General features: G+C 71.2%; 19 protein-coding genes. 1 reads left to right on the forward strand and 18 read right to left on the reverse strand.

Annotated features, from left to right (window positions below):
- Nucleotides 1–24 precede the first annotated feature (24 nt).
- The 7 genes from ISG29_RS10890 to ruvC form a co-directional block, all read right to left on the reverse strand.
- Nucleotides 25–564, reverse strand: a complete 540-nt coding sequence (locus ISG29_RS10890) for an adenine phosphoribosyltransferase (protein ID WP_194503442.1) — start codon at nucleotides 562–564, stop codon at nucleotides 25–27.
- Nucleotides 561–1,820, reverse strand: a complete 1,260-nt coding sequence (secF, locus tag ISG29_RS10895; protein WP_194503443.1) for a protein translocase subunit SecF — start codon at nucleotides 1,818–1,820, stop codon at nucleotides 561–563. Before secF ends, ISG29_RS10890 begins: the two co-directional genes overlap by 4 nt.
- Nucleotides 1,820–3,682 carry a protein translocase subunit SecD gene (gene secD / locus ISG29_RS10900; RefSeq protein ID WP_194503444.1) on the reverse strand — a complete coding sequence of 621 codons (1,863 nt, stop codon included), beginning with the start codon at nucleotides 3,680–3,682 and terminating at the stop codon, nucleotides 1,820–1,822. The genes secF and secD overlap by 1 nt, the downstream gene beginning before the upstream one ends.
- Nucleotides 3,683–3,686: 4 nt before the next feature.
- The gene (yajC, locus tag ISG29_RS10905; RefSeq protein WP_328828787.1) at nucleotides 3,687–4,040 is read right to left on the reverse strand and encodes a preprotein translocase subunit YajC; all 354 of its coding nucleotides are present in this window, start codon (nucleotides 4,038–4,040) and stop codon (nucleotides 3,687–3,689) included.
- A gap of 168 nt (nucleotides 4,041–4,208) precedes the next feature.
- Complete coding sequence (gene ruvB, locus ISG29_RS10910) at nucleotides 4,209–5,243, reverse strand: Holliday junction branch migration DNA helicase RuvB (protein ID WP_194503445.1); 1,035 nt, start codon at nucleotides 5,241–5,243, stop codon at nucleotides 4,209–4,211.
- A 6-nt stretch (nucleotides 5,244–5,249) separates the two neighbouring features.
- A complete protein-coding gene (gene ruvA / locus ISG29_RS10915; RefSeq protein ID WP_194503446.1) occupies nucleotides 5,250–5,864 on the reverse strand; it encodes a Holliday junction branch migration protein RuvA in 615 nt (204 codons plus the stop codon).
- Entirely contained in the window at nucleotides 5,861–6,403 is a 543-nt protein-coding gene (gene ruvC / locus ISG29_RS10920) for a crossover junction endodeoxyribonuclease RuvC (RefSeq protein ID WP_194503447.1), read from the reverse strand. The genes ruvA and ruvC overlap by 4 nt, the downstream gene beginning before the upstream one ends.
- Before the next feature lie 231 nt (nucleotides 6,404–6,634).
- Here ruvC and ISG29_RS10925 point away from each other — a divergent pair, with 231 nt between their 5' ends.
- Nucleotides 6,635–7,399, forward strand: coding sequence for a nucleotidyltransferase domain-containing protein (locus tag ISG29_RS10925; RefSeq protein WP_328828790.1), 765 nt, complete (start codon nucleotides 6,635–6,637; stop codon nucleotides 7,397–7,399).
- A gap of 8 nt (nucleotides 7,400–7,407) precedes the next feature.
- Here ISG29_RS10925 and ISG29_RS10930 read toward each other — a convergent pair whose 3' ends face one another.
- From ISG29_RS10930 to ISG29_RS10980, 11 genes are all read right to left on the reverse strand, one after another.
- Entirely contained in the window at nucleotides 7,408–8,175 is a 768-nt protein-coding gene (locus ISG29_RS10930; RefSeq protein ID WP_194503448.1) for a YebC/PmpR family DNA-binding transcriptional regulator, read from the reverse strand.
- Nucleotides 8,176–8,182: 7 nt separating this feature from the next.
- Nucleotides 8,183–8,776 (reverse strand): pyridoxal 5'-phosphate synthase glutaminase subunit PdxT, encoded by a 594-nt coding sequence (gene pdxT / locus ISG29_RS10935; protein WP_194503449.1) that lies wholly within the window; start codon nucleotides 8,774–8,776, stop codon nucleotides 8,183–8,185.
- Nucleotides 8,777–8,908: 132 nt separating this feature from the next.
- Complete coding sequence (gene pdxS / locus ISG29_RS10940; protein WP_194503450.1) at nucleotides 8,909–9,799, reverse strand: pyridoxal 5'-phosphate synthase lyase subunit PdxS; 891 nt, start codon at nucleotides 9,797–9,799, stop codon at nucleotides 8,909–8,911.
- A gap of 25 nt (nucleotides 9,800–9,824) precedes the next feature.
- Nucleotides 9,825–9,983 (reverse strand): hypothetical protein, encoded by a 159-nt coding sequence (locus tag ISG29_RS10945; RefSeq protein ID WP_194503451.1) that lies wholly within the window; start codon nucleotides 9,981–9,983, stop codon nucleotides 9,825–9,827.
- 40 nt (nucleotides 9,984–10,023) lie between these two features.
- Nucleotides 10,024–10,644: a phosphatidylinositol phosphate synthase gene (gene pgsA / locus ISG29_RS10950; RefSeq protein ID WP_194503452.1), complete on the reverse strand. Its 621-nt coding sequence runs from the start codon at nucleotides 10,642–10,644 to the stop codon at nucleotides 10,024–10,026.
- Between the two features lie 12 nt (nucleotides 10,645–10,656).
- The gene (locus ISG29_RS10955; protein ID WP_194503453.1) at nucleotides 10,657–11,445 is read right to left on the reverse strand and encodes an inositol monophosphatase family protein; all 789 of its coding nucleotides are present in this window, start codon (nucleotides 11,443–11,445) and stop codon (nucleotides 10,657–10,659) included.
- Entirely contained in the window at nucleotides 11,442–11,990 is a 549-nt protein-coding gene (locus ISG29_RS10960; protein WP_328828794.1) for an HIT family protein, read from the reverse strand. The genes ISG29_RS10955 and ISG29_RS10960 overlap by 4 nt, the downstream gene beginning before the upstream one ends.
- A complete protein-coding gene (locus ISG29_RS10965; protein ID WP_194503454.1) occupies nucleotides 11,987–12,670 on the reverse strand; it encodes a TetR/AcrR family transcriptional regulator in 684 nt (227 codons plus the stop codon). The genes ISG29_RS10960 and ISG29_RS10965 overlap by 4 nt, the downstream gene beginning before the upstream one ends.
- A gap of 34 nt (nucleotides 12,671–12,704) precedes the next feature.
- Nucleotides 12,705–14,042: an FAD-dependent oxidoreductase gene (locus ISG29_RS10970; RefSeq protein ID WP_194503455.1), complete on the reverse strand. Its 1,338-nt coding sequence runs from the start codon at nucleotides 14,040–14,042 to the stop codon at nucleotides 12,705–12,707.
- 19 nt (nucleotides 14,043–14,061) lie between these two features.
- Nucleotides 14,062–15,018 carry an AurF N-oxygenase family protein gene (locus ISG29_RS10975; RefSeq protein ID WP_194503456.1) on the reverse strand — a complete coding sequence of 319 codons (957 nt, stop codon included), beginning with the start codon at nucleotides 15,016–15,018 and terminating at the stop codon, nucleotides 14,062–14,064.
- 73 nt (nucleotides 15,019–15,091) lie between these two features.
- A complete protein-coding gene (locus tag ISG29_RS10980) occupies nucleotides 15,092–16,108 on the reverse strand; it encodes a glycoside hydrolase family 25 domain-containing protein (RefSeq protein ID WP_194503457.1) in 1,017 nt (338 codons plus the stop codon).
- Between the last annotated feature and the right edge of the window lies 1 nt (nucleotide 16,109).

A 16,109-nucleotide genomic window follows, 5' to 3' on the forward strand; every position in this document is an offset into this window, starting at 1 on the left:
ACGCCGCGGGGGTTCACGACACCGTCAGGAGACGGTCATCAGCGAGGTGACCGGCAGATCGCCGAGCGCCTCGCGCCAGGGCAGGAAGGCGAGGTCCATGAGCACGGCCACGCCCGCCACGGTGCCACCGCAGGCCTCGACCAGCTCGACCGTGGCGCGGGCGGTGCCACCGGTGGCGAGCACGTCGTCGACGAGCAGCACCCGGCCACCGGCGCCCGCGGCGTCGGTGTGCACCTCCAGCGTCGCCTCGCCGTACTCCAGCGCGTAGGAGACGGCGTGCGTCTCACGCGGCAGCTTGCCCTGCTTGCGCACCGGGACGAAACCGACGCCCAGCGCGAGCGCGACCGCCGGGCCGAGGATGAAGCCGCGCGCCTCCATGCCCCAGACCGCGTCGACGCACCGCTGCCCGTCGGCGTCGCGACCGGCGTCGGCCAGGGCGTCGACCACGAGCGCGAGTCCGTCGGGGTCGGCCAGCATCGGAGTGATGTCCTTGAAGACCACACCGGCCTCCGGGAAGTCCGGCACGTCGACGACGAGCCGGCGCAGCACCTCGGCTGCGGTCACTTCCTGCCCCGCTTCGAGCGGCTCTGGCGCGTCGGCTGCTGCCGCCCGGACGACGCGCTGTCGCGCACCTCGCCCTTCGACGGTGGGGCCACGCGACCACGCCCGTAGGCCTCCGAAGCGCGGGGCGCCGTGACCGGACCGCTGCCGCCGGCGCCACGCACGGTGGTGTCCTCGGGCACCGGATCGCCCTGGAGCCCCTCGAGCCCCGCTGGCTCCGATGCCAGCGGCATGTCCTCGGCGAAGGACGGGACGGCGGCGTAACGGTCGGCCTCCACCCGCGCTCGCGCCTTGGCGTGCCGCTCGGCCGCCTTGACCTCGGACTCGCTCGACTTCAGCTGCACCAGGAACGGTGTCGCGATGAAGATCGAGGAGTAGGTGCCGGCCGCCGTCCCGACGAACAGCGCCAGAGCGAGGTCTTGGAGGGTGGAGGCACCGAGCTGGATCGAGCCGATCACCAAGATCGTGCCGACGGGCAACAGGGCCACGATCGAGGTGTTGATCGAGCGCACCAGCGTCTGGTTGACGGCCAGGTTCGCGGCCTGCGCGTAGGTCTGGTGCTTCTCGCGCATCTGCTTGACGTTCTCCTTGACCTTGTCGAACACCACGACGGTGTCGTAGAGCGAGAACGCCAAGATGGTGAGAATGCCGGTGACGGTGGCGGGCGAGACCTCGAAGCCGGTGAGCGCGTACACGCCGACCGTGATCACGACGTCGTGCACCAGGGCCAGCAACGCCGCCATCGACATCTTGAGCTCACGGAAGTAGGCCCAGATGAAGAGCGCCGTGAGGATGATGAAGACCGTGAGGCCGATGAAGGACTTCTGGGCGACCTGCTTGCCCCAACTGGCGCCGACGTCTGACTGGGAGATCGAGCCGTCGGCCGTGCCGGTCTCGGCGAGGATCGCCGAGGTGACCTGCTCACCCTCGGTCGGGCTCAGCGGCTCGGTCTGCACCAGCACGCCGTCGGTGCCGACGGTGGAGGCGACCGGATTCGAGGCGGCCTCGATGCCCGTCGACTTCACCGCCTCGCGGATCGCGTCGACCTCGCTCTGCGACGCACCGTCGGCGACCTGCACCCGGAAGGCGGTGCCACCGGTGAACTCGATACCCAGGTTCAGGCCCTTGAACGCCACGCCGCCGATCGCGAGCGCGACGATGACGAACGAGATCAGATACCAGAGCTTCCAACGGCCGACGAAGTCGATCGAACGGCGACCCGCGTAGAGGTCGTTGCCGAACCGTGCGAACGCGCCCATCAGGCAGTCCTCTCCTTGGTGCGGCCCGCTGGCGTGCCGGGCGTGATCCGGTCGATCCCCAGCGTCTCGGCGTTGAGACCCGAGAGGCGGTGGCCGCGATTGAAGAAGCGGAACCGCGCCAGCCACGACACCATCGGGTGGGTGAACCAGAAGAACACGCCGAGGTCGATGAGCGTGGTCAGGCCCAGCGCGAACGCGAAGCCCTTGACCACGCCGGCCGCGAAGACGTAGAGCACGACGGCCGCCAGCAGCGAGACCGCGTCGGCGGCCAGGCAGGTGTTCCGAGCCCGCTTCCAGCCCGCCTCGACCGCGACGCGCATCGACTTGCCGGCGCGCATCTCGTCACGGATGCGCTCGAAGTACACGATGAAGGAGTCCGCGGTGATGCCGATCGCGATGATCAGGCCCGCGATGCCGGGCAGGGTCAGGGTGAAGCCCGCGGTCTCGCTCAGCAGCAACACCAGGGCGTAGGTGATGGCAGCGGACGCGACGAGCGACGCGATGACCACCATGCCCAGCCCGCGGTAGTACAAGAGGCAGTAGAGCATGACGATCGCGAGCCCCACGGCGCCCGCGGTGAGTCCGGCGGTGAGGTAGTCGCCGGCCAGCGAGGGACCGATGGTCTCGGCCAGCGGATCCTTCTCGAAGCTGATCGGAAGCGAGCCGTAGCGCAGGCTCGTGGCGAGACTGTTGGCCGACGTCTCGTTGAAGTTGCCGCTGATCTGGGCGTTGCCGTCGAGGATGGGCTCGTTCACCACCGGGTTCGAGAGCACCTGGCCGTCGAGCACGATCGCGAACTGCTTCTCCGTGCCGGCCAGTGCCGAGGACACCTTGCCGAAGGTGCTCGTCGCCTCGCCGTTGAAGCTGAGCGTGACCACCCAGCCGACCTGGTTCTGCGGGATCTCGGCGGCGGCGTCCTTGAGCTGGGTGCCCTCGATCATCGCATTCGAGAGCAGGAACGGGACGCCGCTGTCGTCGCAGGTGATCAGCGGCGAGTCGGGCTCGTCGGCCATGAGGGCCTGGCTGCCGTCCTTCGGGCACGCGTTCGCCTGGCTGAAGGCGTTGAACGCATCGACGCAGGCCTGGGTCGGTGAGTCGATCCAGGTGAGGGGATCCGTCGAGGTCTTGTCCTTGGCGGCAGCGGAGGTGCAGCCGCGCAGCTGACGCTTGAGCGCGGCGTTCTGCTGGCCGCCGGACTGGCCGCCGGATTGGCCGGTCGACCCGGTCGTGGGCTTGCCCGTGGGGCTGCTCGACGTCGTGGTCAGCGGGGTGGCCGACACGTCGGCGCCGGGTGAGGAGTCGGACGTCGGGGACGCCGAGGGGCTGGCGGTCGCGCGCGCGTCGGGCTTGACCGCGAACCCCACGGGCGGGCGGTTGTTGCCCGTGCCGTCGCTGCCGCCGCTCTCGGGATCAGAGGAACCGGACGCCGCACCGGAGGGCAGGCTCTGCTGGAGCTGACTGGTCGCACCACTCGAACCGGTGGTGCCGCCGCACTGACCGTCGACGGCCGAGCAGGCGACGAGACGGAACCGCAGCTGGGCGGTACGGGTGATCGTGTCGAGCAGGTCGCGAGCGTTCTTGCCCGGTACCTCGATCACGATCTCGTTGCTGCCCTGGGTCGTGACGTCGGCCTCGGCGGTGCCGGAGCCGTTCACACGGTCGTCGATGATCTGGCGAGCCTCGTCCAGCGACTCCTGGGAGGGGCTGCCCGTGGCACGCAGCGTGATGCTCGTGCCGCCGCGCAGGTCGAGCCCCAGGCTGGGCTTCCAGGTGCCGGCCAGGGCCACCAGGCCGTAGGCGACCGCGAGAGCGAGCGCGAACACCACGAGGGTGCGGCCCGGACGCGCCTTGTTGCGTGCCATGCCTTCAGTTCTCCTCGTCCGACGTCGGGTCGGGGTTCTTGTCCAGCGTCAGGTCGGTTGCCTGCTCGTCTTCCGTCCCGGCGAGCGGGGCGACCTTCTGACCGACGGCGGCGCGCGCCACCCGGATCACCACGCCGTCTGCGATCTCGACCGACACCGCGGTGTCGTCGGGGTCGTCGGGGTCGTCGAGCGCGCGCAGGATGCCGTAGACGCCCGAGGTCAGCATGACCTCGTCACCCACCCCCAACGAGCGCTGCATCGTCATCAGTTCCCGGTTGCGCCGTGTCTGCGGCCGAACGATGAGGAGCCAGAAGATGACGGCGATGACCAGGAGGGGCAGCAAGCCCGCAAACTCCACGACGAACCTCTCCAGCGATGGACGACAGCAGTCAGCCTCCCTCGGGGCTGGACCCGAGGCCGAGGCGACGTGGAAGTCTAACCGTCGGGGTGTGACGAGACGTCAATCACGGTGTCGCCGCGGGTCACGGGTGCATCACGATGAGCCCCACCGCGACGTTCGCCGGCGTTACTCGACGTCGAAGAGCCCCAGGTCGGCCCCCGCCGGCGGAGCCAGCCCGAGATGGGCCCAGGCGGCCGGGGTGGCGATGCGTCCCCGTGGCGTGCGGGCCAGGAAGCCGATCCGCACGAGGAAGGGCTCGGCGACCTCCTCGACGGTCTCGCGCTCCTCCCCCACGGCGACGGCCAGGGTCGACACGCCCACGGGCCCGCCACCGAAGCGGCGGCACAGCACGTCGATGACGCCTCGGTCGAGCCGGTCGAGACCGAGCTGGTCGACCTCGTAGAGGTCGAGTGCCCGTTCGGCCACCTCGTGGGTCACGACGCCTGAGGCGCGCACCTGCGCATAGTCGCGCACCCGGCGCAGCAGCCGGTTGGCGATGCGCGGGGTGCCCCGGGAGCGCGAGGCGATCTCGGTGCCACCGGCCGAGGTGAGCTCGACCCCCAGGAGCCTCGAGGAGCGGCCCACGATGGTCTCGAGGTCGGCCGCCTCGTAGAACTCCAGCTGAGCGGTGAACCCGAACCGGTCGCGGAGCGGACCCGGCAGGAGTCCGGCTCGCGTCGTGGCCCCGACCAAGGTGAAGGGCGGGATCTCCAGGGGGATCGCCGTCGCACCCGGCCCCTTGCCGATGACGACGTCGACCCGGAAGTCCTCCATCGCCATGTAGAGCATCTCCTCGGCCGGCCGGGACATGCGGTGGATCTCGTCGATGAAGAGCACGTCGCCCTCGTTGAGGCCCGAGAGGATGGCGGCCAGGTCGCCCGCATGCGTGATGGCCGGCCCGCTGGTGAGCCGCAGTGGCACCCCCATCTCGTGCGCGATGATCATCGCCAGCGTCGTCTTGCCGAGCCCCGGGGGGCCGGAGAGCAGCACGTGGTCGGGAGCGCGCTCGCGCAGCCTCGCGGCCTCCAGCACCAGGCCGAGCTGGTCGCGCACCCGTCGCTGCCCCACGACCTCGTCGAGGCTGCGTGGGCGTAGCGCGGCCTCGACGGCGCGCTCGTCGCCCTCGGCCTCGGCGGCGGTGAGCGAGTGGTCGGCGTCCATCGCCGATCAGGCCTTCGAGAGCGTGCGGAGTGCGGCGCGCAGCAGACCTGCCACGTCGGGGGCGGTGCCGGGCGCGACGTCGACGCTCACCTGCTCGACCGCCTGGTCGGCGTCCTTGACCGACCAGCCGAGACCCACCAGACCCTGGCGCACCTGGTCGCGCCAGGGCTCGGACGTCGCGGAGATCGCGGCCACGTGACCGCCCGTGGGGGCGCCGAGCCGGTCCTTGAGCTCGAGGATGATGCGCTGCGCGCCCTTCTGCCCGATGCCGGGAACCCGAGTGAGGGTCTTGGTGTCGTCGGCGGCCACCGCCGTGCGCAGGGCATCGGGCGAGAGCACCGCGAGCATGGCCTGGGCCAGCTTCGGGCCGACCCCCGAGGCCGTCTGGAGCAGCTCGAAGCAGGACTTCTCGTCGTCGTCGGCGAACCCGAAGAGGGTCAGGGAGTCCTCGCGCACCACCATGCTCGTGGGCAGGTGTGCCTCGCGCCGGGTGCCGATCATCGGGCTCAGCGTGGCCAGGGTGCCTGGAGTGCAGTGCAGTTCGAGGCCGACTCCCCCGACCTCGACGACGGCGCTGGTGAGGGTCACGGCGGTCACGGGACCGCGTAGGTAGGCGATCAACGGGCTCTCCTTGCGGTCGCGAGGGCGGCGCGCTGGCGGGCCGCGGCCTGCTCGATGCGGGCCTGGGCACCGCCGCGCCAGATGTGGGTGATGGCCAGGGCCAGGGCGTCGGCGGCGTCGGCTGGCTTCGGGGTCGCGTCGAGGCGCAGGATGCGGGTGACCATGGCCCCGACCTGCTGTTTGGTGGCCCGGCCACTCCCGCTGACGGCGGCCTTGACCTCGCTGGGCGTGTGCATGGCGATCGGTAGACCGATGCGGGCGGCCACGACCATCGCCACGCCCGCCGCCTGGGCGGTGCCCATCACCGTGCTGACGTCGGAGCGCGCGAAGACGCGCTCGACCGCGACCGCGTCGGGCCGGTGCTCCTCGATCCAGGCCTCGACGCCCCTCTCGATCGTCACCAGTCGCTGCGGCACCTCCAGGTCGCTGCTGGTGCGCAGGACACCCACGTCGACCAGGGCCAGCGGACGCCCGACCGACCCCTCGACCACGCCCATGCCGCACCGGGTCAGGCCGGGGTCGATGCCGAGCACGCGCACGGGCGGAACCTCCTGGGGCGGTGCAGTAGAAAGATGGCAGATGTCGAACGTGTGTTCGCTCCACGCTAACCGCGACCACCCACGCGACCCCAAACGACACGCCGCTCCCCCACCGCCCGCGCCGACCTGCCACGAGTTTTCAGCTGACCCGTCGCCAGTTTTCAGCTGACCCGTCGCCAGTTTTCAGCTGACCCGTCGCCAGTTTTCACCCGACCTGCCACGATCTTCCACGTGACCCGCCACGACGGCGCCGTGGACATCCCGCCGGCCGTCGATGCGCTGGCGACGGAGTTGCGCCGCATCGACTGGGTCACGCACCTGCTGGTGGGCGGCTCGCTCGCCACCGGCGACTACCGTCCGGGGGTCAGCGATCTCGACCTCGTCGCGATCATCGATCCGCCACGAGGGGCCGACCCGCGGCCCGCGATCCGTCGCGTGCATCGGCACCTGGACGGCGGCGTAGCGGCGGGCGCCGCACTCGGCTGCGCCTACGTCGCCCGCGACTCCGTCGCCGAGACGACCGCTCGCCACCCCACGTGGACGCACGGCAGGCTCGTCGAGCGCCCACTCTCCGGCATCGCGCGGATCGAGCTCGCGCGACACGGCTTCGCCGTCCTCGGACAGCCTCCAGGAGCTGTCTTCGGCCCCGTCAGCGACGAGGACGTACGACACGCCGCGCTCGAGGAGCTCACCGGCTACTGGACCGTCGCGGCCCGGCGCCCCTGGTGGTGGCTCGACCCGAGCATCGCCGAACTCGGGCTGACCTCCATGGCCCGGGGCCGACACGCACTCGAGACCGGCGCTCTCCTCACCAAGTCGGCAGCCATCGACGTCGTCGATGCGCCCGCGTGGCTGAGGTCCGATCTCCGGGCTCGTCGCGATGGGCAGCACGTGCGATGGCGCTGCCTCCGCGCGGCTCGGATCGCCTGGCGCGACGCGCGGCGCACCACGGCAGCGGCTCGAGCATGCGCCGGAACCCGCGCCGGAAGACGCTGAGCGGTCGGTCAGGCCTCGACCTGCTCCATGACGTCGTCGGAGATCTCCGCGTTGGCGAACACGTTCTGCACGTCGTCGAGGTCGTCGACCGCGTCGACCAGCCGCACGACCTTGCCGGCGTCGGCCGGATCGGCCACGGGGATGTCGAGCGTGGCCACGAACTGCACCTCGGCGGAGTCGTAGTCGATGCCGGCGGCCTGAAGCGCCGTCCGCACGGCGACGACGTCGGAGGACGCCGATAGCACCTCGAAGCTCTCGCCCAGGTCGGAGACGTCCTCGGCGCCGGCGTCGAGGGTGGCCTCGAGCACGTCGTCCTCGACGACCTCGCGGCCCTTCTGCTCCTTGGGCACCACGACGACGCCGCGGCGCTCGAAGAGGCGGGAGACCGAGCCGGGGTCGGCCATGGTGCCGCCGTTGCGGGTGACCGCGGTGCGCACCTCCATCGCGGCGCGGTTGCGGTTGTCGGTGAGGCACTCGACGAGCAGCGCCACGCCCTGGGGGCCGTAGACCTCGTACATGATCGTCTCGTAGTCGACGCCGCCGCCGTCGAGACCGCCGCCGCGCTTGACTGCTGCGTCGATGTTCTTGTTCGGCACCGACTGCTTCTTGGCCTTCTGGACGGCGTCGTAGAGCGTCGGGTTGCCGGCCGGGTCGGGTCCGCCCATCTTCGCCGCGATCTCGATGTTCTTGATCAGCTTGGCGAACAACTTTCCGCGCTTGGCGTCGATCGCGGCCTTCTTGTGCTTCGTGGTCGCCCACTTGGAGTGCCCGGACATGCGCTACCTATCTCTCCTCGCTCGTCTTCGCGCCCGCCAGGTCGCAGAACAGTGCGTGCACGCGGGCGTCGGTGCCCACCTCGGGGTGGAACGACGTCGCCATCAGGTGCCCTTGGCGGACGGCGACGATCCTACCCGCGGCCGGTCCGGCGTCGACCCGGGCGAGCACCTCGACGCCGGCCCCGGCGTCCTCGACCCACGGCGCTCGGATGAAGACGCCGTGCACGCGCGAGTCGAGACCCCGCACCTCGACGTCCCCCTCGAAGGAGTCGACCTGGCGGCCGAAGGCGTTGCGCCGCACCGTGACATCGAGCCCGCCGACGGTCTGCTGACCGGGCGCGCCGTCGAGGATGCGGTCGGCCAGCAGGATCATGCCGGCGCAGGTGCCGAGCACCGGCAGCCCGCCCGCGATGCGCTCTCGCAGAGGCTCGAGCAGCTCGAACGTGCGCAGCAGCCGGATCTGGGTGGTCGACTCACCGCCGGGGAGGACGAGTCCGTCGACGGCCGCTATTTCGTCGGGGCGCCGTACTCGCGTCGTCCGTACGCCCAATCGCGCCAGCGCCTGCTCGTGCTCACGCACGTCACCCTGGACCGCCAGCACTCCGATCACTCGATCACCACCGCGCCAGGGTAGGGCTGGGTCCGGGAGGCCGGGGTACCGGGGCGAGCGGTGAACGGCTCACATGGCCCGGGCTGTGCCGAGACCCGCGACCGGCTCACCTACCGGTGAGGCTCACCAGCCGCGCTCGGCGAACTGGATCGAGCGGGCCGGCTCGTCGACGTTGAGGCCGACCATGGCCTCGCCGAGACCACGCGAGACCTTGGCGATCATCGCGGGGTCGTCGTGGAAGGTGGTGGCCTTGACGATCGCCTCGGCCCGCTGGGCGGGGTTGCCGGACTTGAAGATGCCCGAGCCCACGAACACGCCGTCGGCGCCGAGCTGCATCATCATCGCGGCGTCGGCCGGGGTCGCGATGCCGCCCGCGGTGAACAGCACGACCGGCAGGGTGCCGGTCTCGGCGACCTCCTTGACCAGGTCGTAGGGCGCCTGGAGCTCCTTGGCCTCGACGTAGAGCTCGTCGGGGCTCAGGGCAGCGAGGCGGCGCATCTGGGCGCGGATCGTGCGCATGTGCGTGACGGCGTTGGAGACGTCGCCGGTACCGGCCTCGCCCTTGGAGCGGATCATCGCCGCGCCCTCGGCGATGCGGCGCAGCGCCTCGCCCAGGTTCGTCGCGCCGCACACGAACGGCACCTGATAGGCCCACTTGTCGATGTGGTGGGAGTAGTCGGCCGGCGTGAGCACCTCGGACTCGTCGACGTAGTCGACGCCGAGACTCTGGAGCACCTGGGCCTCCATGAAGTGCCCGATGCGCGCCTTGGCCATCACCGGGATCGAGACCGCGTCGATGATGCCGTCGATCATGTCGGGGTCGCTCATCCGCGACACCCCGCCCTGGGCGCGGATGTCGGCCGGCACCCGCTCGAGCGCCATCACGGCGACCGCTCCGGCGTTCTCGGCGATCGTGGCCTGCTCGGGCGTGACGACGTCCATGATCACGCCGCCCTTGAGCATCTCGGCCATGCCGCGCTTGACCCGAGTGGTGCCGGTCTGAGTCTCGTCCATGCGGCCGATCCTAGAGCCGCGGGCCTCAGGCCGGGCAGGTGGGACCGAACACCTTCTCGACACGCCAGCCGCCGATCTTGCCGTCGACCCGGAGCTTGACCCTCACCCGGGTGCGCCGGTTCCTACTCGCGCTGGAGAAGGAGACCTCCTCGCCTCGGTGCGAGGCGACGGCGCTCTTCGCCACCGGCGTCGAGTCCGTGCTCGCCGCAACCGCGGCCGGTGCGTCACCGAGCGGCGTCGCGCGCCAGCGCCTGGCGGCGCACCTTGAGGATGCGGAACACGACGGTGTAGGCGTTCGCGAACGCGAGGATCCACAGTGCGGCGTACATCAGCCAGGGCGTGCCCACGATGGCACCGAGGCCGGTCGCGACCAGGATCAGCACCAGCCGGTCGGCACGCTCGGCGAGGCCTCCCCTGGCGTCCATGCCCAGCGACTCCGCCTTCGCCCGGGCGTAGGAGGTCACCGACCCCATCACGAGGCAGAACAGCGCGAGCGCCAGGTAGAGCGTGGAGTCGCCGGGGCCGGCGAAGTACAGCACCAGTCCGCCGAAGACCGCTCCGTCGCCGATGCGGTCGAGCGTGGAGTCCCAGAACGAGCCGAAGGTCGAGGAGCGCCCCAGAGTGCGCGCCATCTGACCGTCGATGAGGTCGCTGAAGACGAACGCCGTGATGAACAAGACACCCGCCAGCAGGTGTCCGGTCGGGAAGAACGCCAACGCGCCGGTGGCCACGCCGAGGGTGCCCACGAGGGTCACCACGTCGGGGCTGATGCCCAGCTTGATGAACAGGTTGACGAAGGGCGCCAGCATGACGCCCTGCCAGAAGCCCTTGAATCGGTCCAACATCGCGCGAGCAGGCTAGCGGTCGAGCAGCAGATCCGCCGCTTCGGCGACCGCGGAGGGTGCGCCCGCGAGGTGCCAGACCTGGCCCGCCGCCTCGACTCGCCGCACCGCACCCCCGAGGCCGAGCACCAGTCCGGCTCCCGGGAGCCGGTCCCACGGCGGCACCGAATGCTGGAACAGCATGCCCAGCCCGCCTTCGGCCACCGCCGTGACATCCATCGAGCCCGACCCGAGCATCCGCACCGTGGCCACGCGGTCAGCCACTCGACGCCAGGCGTCTCCGACCGGGCCGTGCTGCCACGACGGGTGCAGATAGGTGGCCACGCCGGACGACGCCAGCCGGGCGTCGGCGAGCGGTGGCAGCGCGACGCCGTCGACGGCGGTCGGTATGCCGGGGCCGCCCACGAAGGTGCGGTGCCGCACCGGGTCGTGCACGGCGCCGAGCAGCACGTCGTCGTCACCCTCGCCGCGCAGCGCCAGGGCAGAGCACCACCACGGCAGGCCGGCCACGAAGTTCCACGTGCCGTCGACGGGATCGATCACCCAGGTGCGCCCCGACGTGCTCTCGCGCGCGGTGCCCTCCTCGCCGAGCAGGCCGTCGTGGGTGCGCTCGGCCACGAGCCGTTCGGTGATGAGGCGCTCGGCGGCGTGGTCGGCTGCGGTGACGACATCGGAGATACCGCTCTTGGTGTCGACGGCCAGCGAGTCGGTGCCCTGGTCGCGAATCCGGGCGGCCAGCGTGGCGGCCGCGCGCACCAGGTCGGCGGCGAGCGCGATGTCGGCGCTGGAGGCCGACGGGCTCACGCCTCCCACGCCTCGGCGAGCAGCGCGCGGGTGTCGCCGAGCAACTCCGGCAGGGTCTTGGTGCGCCCGATGATCGGCATGAAGTTCTGGTCTCCCGGCCAGCGAGGCACGACATGCTGGTGCAGGTGGGCGGCGATGCCCGCGCCGGCGATGTGGCCCTGGTTCATGCCGATGTTGAAGCCCTCGGCCCGCGACACGGTGCGCACCGTGCGCATGGCCTCGCGGGTGAGGTCGGCGATCTCGCCCGACTCGGCGTCGGTGGTCTCGGTGTAGTCGGCGATGTGCCGGTACGGGCACACCATGAGGTGGCCGGGCGCGTACGGATAGAGGTTGAGCAACACGAAGGCCCACTCACCGCGGCGCACGACCAGACTCTCGTCGTCCGGCAGCGCGGGGATGCGGCAGAAGGGGCACTGGCCCGAGCTCGCGTCGGTCGGCTTGTTCTCGCCACGGATGTAGGCCATGCGGTGGGGGGTCCAGAGGCGGTCGAGGTCGTCAGGCTCGCCGATGCCGTCCTGGCGCAGCACCTCGTCGTGGTCGCTCACGACGGGCTCACCGCGGCCAGTAGCTCCTGAACCGACTGGTCGCGGTCGAGGTCGAGGCCCAGACCGCGGGCGTGCCCGTGGATGATGAACCACACCGAGTCGGTCACCAACGACACGAACACCGGCGCCGAGGGCCGCCGCTCCTCGCGCGCCAGCCAGCGTCGCACCGCCCCGAACACCGCGCCGACGAGCCCGAAGACGAGCGGATCGATGGCGTCGGACTGGTCCTCGGAGAGCTCCAGCCCGAGGGCGTCGATGGCAAACGAGATGACCTCGGAAACCTGGTGCGCGATGCGCTCGAGACCACGCTGGAGGGTGTCTGCGCCGCTGTCGGACTCCGCCAGCCGGTGCAGGGCGGGGTGCGCGACGGCCCAGGACACGTAGGTCGACACGATGCGCTCGATGATGCCGACCACGGTGCCGTCGAGGGTGACCGCGGGGAGCAGCTCGGCGGCCAGGTCGTCGACGATCGCGGCCTGGACGGCGCGGTCGAGGTCGGCCCGGTCGGCGAAGTGCCGGTACACGACCGTGCGGGAGAGTTCGGCGCGGTCGGCGATCTGCTGAACGTGCACCTCAGCGCCCGGCTCGTGTGCCTCGACGACGGCGATGGCGGCGTCGATGATGGCCCGGCGGCGCTCTGAGTTGTGCTGCTCCCAGCGCGCCTGGCGGCCGTCGGCCATCGACGTCCTCCCCGGGTTGGTCGTGCTCGGTGTCCTACGGGACGGCAGCGTACTCCCGAGCGCCGACACCCAGCAGACCCGCCTCGAGGTCGTCGAGCAGGCTCGCGACGGTCTCCTCGGCGCAGGCCTTGTTGGCGCCGATGCCGCCCGAGGCGCCGCGCTTGGCCCAACCCACGACGTAGCGGCCGGGTGCGGTACGACCCCGCTCGTGCACGATGCCGGACGGCTCGTGGCCGATGGCGTGCACCACGAGGTCGGCCGCGAGCCGCGTGCCGTCGGCCAGCTCCACCGCCTCGACGTGGCGCTCGCCGGAGACGCGGGTCGGCGTCGCCTCGAACCTGAGCACGATGCGCCCCCGCGCCCCCGGCACGGACGCCGGCAGCCCGGCGAGCAGTCGCTGCTTGGGATCGCTCGGGTCCAGCGCCGCACCACCAGGCTCGACCGCGACCTCGACGAGTCCGTCGGTGGCGAGGCCGACGAGACCGACCACCTCCGGCAGTGTGAAGGCGGCGTGGGCCGGGCCCCGCCGGGCCAGCACGACGACCTCCGAGACGCTCGTCCCGACGACGCCGCCCGGGTCGAGCACGAGCATGCGCGCGACGTCGAGGGCGACGTTGCCCATACCGACGATGACGGCGCTTCGGGCGCCGGCCAGACCGGGTGCCGGGTCTGGCTGGCCCGGGTCGCGGTTCCACCAGCGGGCCAGCGCCGTGCCACCGACCACACCGGGCAGGTGCTCGCCGGGGATGTCGAGGCGGCGCTCGGGGCCGGCTCCGGTCGCCCAGATCACCGCGTCGTAGTCGTCGAGCACACCGGACCCGTCGTCCACGCGGGTGGAGAGGCGGTAGCCGAAGCCGGGTTGCCGCTCGATCTTCTCGAACAGCCCGGTCACCCGGCGGGTGCTCTCGTGATCGGCGGCGACGCCGGCGCGGGCGAGCCCGTGGGGCACGGGCTGGGCGTCGATCACGTCGACACCGATGCTCGGGTGGCGCAGCAGCTCGTCGGCCGCGTAGAGCCCTGCCGGGCCGGCTCCGACGACCGCGACGCGCACGGGCCGCCGCTCTCGTAGGCGGCGCGGTGGCGAGACGATCGCCAGCGGCACCCGGTCGGCGTGCGGGAAGGCCTCGTAGTACTCGACCGCGAGGTCGGCGAACGGCCGCTGGCCGGGCGAGAGGGAGGTGTGCGGCACGATGGCGCCCACGGGGCAGGCGGTGACGCAGGCGCCGCAGTCGACGCAGCCGGCCGGGTCGACGTAGACCATCTCGGTCTGACCGAATCCGGGTTCACCGGGCGCGGGATGGATGCAGTTGACCGGGCAGGCGAGCACGCACGAGGCGTCGGCGCAGCAGGGCTGGGTGACGACGTGGGTCATCGGGAAGCTCTCGGAGCTCTCAGGCGGCCGAGCGAGCGGGCTCGCTGCGGAACCTCGAGGGCGGGCCGTCGATGCCCAGGCGTCGCCACACGCGGCGGGAGGCGGGGTTCATCAGCCCGACGCTCTCGACGAGCATCCGCACGTCGCCGAAGAGGTCGCGCAGGAAGCGCTGCGACTCCGGGGATTGCCAGTAGACCTCGCGCATCACGTCGTCCGGGATGCCCATGTCGCGCCGGGCCCGCTTCGCGGGCACCAGGATCTCGTTGGCCAGCCACTTCATGATCACCGGCACCAGGAAGCTCAGCAGCCACCGGTCGTGGCGGCGCAGCCGCGGGGCGTGGTGGGCGACGAACTCGTGGGCGAAGCCGATGTGCCGAGCCTCCTCGGCCACGTGGATCGCCATGATGCGCTGCAGCAGGGGGTGCATGTCACCACCGGCGCGCAGGATCGACTTCTGCACGTGGTCGATGGGCTCCTCGCCGGCCAGTACACCGAAGAAGAACCCGACCGGCACCCAGCGAGCGAAGAGCGGCAACACCGGCGACACGGCGCGGAAGAAGAGCGAACCGCCCTTGACCCGCTGCCCCGAGCGGTTCACGAACTCCTGGAACATCTGGGTGTGGTGGCACTCCTCGGTGGCCTCGTGCGTGGAGTAGCGGAACTCCGGGGAGCCGTTGGGCAGCGAGAACGCGTAGTTCATCAGGCCGCTGATGAGGATCTGCTCGAACTGAAGGCCGACCTTGGTCACGTTCGCCTGCCGGTACAGCCCGATGCGGATCTGCTCGGCCTCGGGCAGCGATCGGTACCACGCGGTGCGCCCCAGCACGTCGTGGGCGGGCAGCTTCCAGCGTGGGTCGTGCGGGTCGACCTGGTGGTCAGGTGCGTCCCACTCGATGTCGAGGAACGCGTCGAAGTGCTGGTGCACCGAGGCCTCGGAGAGGGTCCGGAGGCGCTCGTCGTACGGGCTCGTGGTCATGACCCGCACATTACTGCGACACGGTGTGACATGTACAGGGTTTGCGCGACACCGTGTCGCGGTTTGTGTCGGATCAGCCCGGTGGCGCGAAGTAGCGACCCAGATCGCGGGAGATGCCGGGGCAGGTCAGGTTCTGGTCGCGGCCCTGCTCGACCCACTGCCCCATCACGGGCACCCCGCCCTGGATCGATTCGCCGGAGCACTTCGAGAGCGCCGCCGCCCGCGAGGTCGGGCCGGCAGCGCGCCACTCCGGCACGCGCATCGCGAACCCGCCGACGATCTGGGAGTAGAGGTAGGGGGTGGAGTACACGCCTACCTCGTAGCCGAGATCGGTGTAGCCGCGCCGGGTGCCCTCGACCACCGCGGCGTTGGCCGCTTCATCGCCGCTCCACTCGAAGAACTTCACGGGCTCGACATCGATCCACACGATCGGCGAGGCCAGGCCGGCGGCGCGCATCGACCGCACGTTGTAGAGCGCCTGCTGGTAGCCCACGTTCTTCAACGCACCCAACCGGTCGCCCCCGTCGAACGGGCCGTCGTCGCCGAACCGGCTCAGCGTGTCGGAGTCCGGGTAGCTCACCACCGCATAGGCAGCCGTCATGAGACCCTGCGACGAGGCCAGCGCCGCCTGATCGGCCAGGCACGGGTTCGGGAAGAAGCCGGGGCCGTTGGTCAGCCCGATCACCGCGTACTCCGCGGCCGGTAGCGGGCCGGGCAGACCCATCGAGCGCTTCTGTGGGATGCCCATGCCCTTCGGGCACTGCGGCCAGCTGAAGTCGGAGCCGAGCACGGGTGCACCGTCGCGGGCCGGGATCCTCGACTGCTCCCCAGCGGCCTTCTCGGCCAGATCGGCCAGGTTCTCCATCTGCTCGCGCTGCACGTCGGTGAGCGTCAGTCCGTCGTCACTCACCTTGCCCGCACCCTTGCCCGCGTTCGGGAACGCCTCGGGGGTCGGCTTCGCCGTCGCACCGGACGACGCCCGCGGCGCCGCAGCCGACTCACCGCCGCTCGGGTCGTCGTCCGCGCCACCGGAGCAGCCGGTGACCAGCAGGCACCCGAGCAGGGCACCGGCCAGCCACCGACCGCGCACG

This window comes from Nocardioides acrostichi (genome assembly GCF_015319165.1).
Lineage (GTDB): Bacteria > Actinomycetota > Actinomycetes > Propionibacteriales > Nocardioidaceae > Nocardioides > Nocardioides acrostichi.